The sequence below is a fragment of the Brevibacterium sp. HMSC08F02 genome, assembly GCF_001807555.1.
Lineage (GTDB): Bacteria > Actinomycetota > Actinomycetes > Actinomycetales > Brevibacteriaceae > Brevibacterium > Brevibacterium ravenspurgense.
Window position 1 is genome coordinate 1 of the sequence record NZ_KV789339.1, and the last position, 514, is coordinate 514.

A 514-nucleotide genomic window follows, 5' to 3' on the forward strand; every position below is an offset into this window, starting at 1 on the left:
GGGAGTGTGTGTGGTGTGTGGTGGTGGGACCTGAGGGTTTTGTAGGTAAGCGTGTTAACAGGTGTGACGCAGGAAGGTAGCCGGGCCGTGCGATGGTTGTCGCGGTCTAAGGTTGTAGGCCGTGTGGTTGGCAAATCCGCCACACACTAGGGCTGAGAGCTGATGGGCGCCCCACACGTGGTGGGGTGATCCGGTGATCCTCTGCTGCCAAGAAAAGCATCGACGTGAGGTTCAAACTGCCCGTACCCTAAACCGACTCAGGTGGTCAGGTAGAGAATACCAAGGCGATCGAGATAATCGTGGTTAAGGAACTCGGCAAAATGCCCCCGTAACTTTGGAAGAAGGGGGACCACCCCGGTGAACAACCCTTGCGGTTGGATGTGCTGGTGGTGGTCGCAGAGGCCAGAGAGAAGCGACTGTTTACTAAAAACACAGGTCCGTGCGAAGACGTAAGTCGATGTATACGGACTGACGCCTGCCCGGTGCTGGAAGGTTAAGAGGATCTGTTAGAACC

The 514-nt window shown here is 56.0% G+C and carries 1 rRNA gene; it reads left to right on the forward strand.

Features of this window, described 5'->3' with window-relative positions:
- A 23S ribosomal RNA gene (locus tag HMPREF3172_RS00160) occupies positions 1-514 on the forward strand; the annotation flags it as partial.